Origin of the sequence: Polaribacter sp. 20A6 (assembly GCF_011378915.1) — a bacterium.
Lineage (GTDB): Bacteria > Bacteroidota > Bacteroidia > Flavobacteriales > Flavobacteriaceae > Polaribacter > Polaribacter sejongensis.
Map to the genome: position 1 here is coordinate 1 of NZ_WTPZ01000053.1, position 926 is coordinate 926.

Below are 926 nucleotides of genomic sequence, written 5' to 3' on the forward strand. Positions count from 1 at the left end.
ACACAACAACGTTAGCACACATATGACAAACATCGAGCATTTAACAAACGAAGCAAAATTACTAGCAGAATTAGCTAATTCTAATTTAGGTAGTCTAGAAGGAAAATGTACTGAAAAAATTGAAGTTCAAGATTATTATTTGGGAATACTTCGCAGACAAGCAACTCTATTTCTAGATTTAGAAAAAGCTTTAAAAAATCGGAATCCTGAATTAATTACGACACCCTTTATTATATTAAGGAGTCTTATGGACGATTTTCTTCATTTACTTTATTTAGAACTTCAAGCAGACAAGGACGACGAAATAGTAAAAATAAACGCTAATTCCACCAGACAATCATTTAATTCTCTAGAAGATTTGACTAAATCTAATCATAAGCATTTCAACGGAGCTTATGAATTCTATTTGAACAATGAACAATTGGAGGCACTAAAAAATAAATTTAAAAATAATCCTAAAAACGAAAAATATTTCGTGAAAAAAGATAAATTTCAATTTAAAAAGTTCTTTACCCTGACACAAGTGGCTGAAAAAATTACGCATTCCAGAGATGTTGAAATTTTTAAGGACAGAGCATTTTATTTATGGAAAGAATTTTCATCTTTCGTACATTATTCAAATTCGACATTCTATTTATCTATTAACTCAAATGATATTAATCTTCAAAAAATGGAAGAAGGATTTCAGTATGGTTATAACTCAATTTACTTGGCATTCAAATATTTTGAGCGGGAATTAGGAATTGACTTCAAGGACAACGAAGAACTGAAAAAACGTCACGGAATAATATACGTGTGCTAACACCGTATATAATTTATTGCTGGCTTATCGCCTACTTACGAAAGTCCTCGCGGACTTTCTTGGTCGGTAATTATTTACTAAATTAGTTGCTTAAATCACGCAACAAACCATATACAACAACGTT

At 30.6% G+C, this 926-nt stretch carries 1 protein-coding gene; it reads left to right on the forward strand.

What is annotated here, in order from left to right; translation table 11 throughout:
• Positions 1-802, forward strand: an 802-nt coding sequence (locus GQS57_RS18345; protein WP_205860304.1) for a hypothetical protein, incomplete at its 5' end; no start/stop codon positions are given.
• Positions 803-926: the final 124 nt, after the last annotated feature.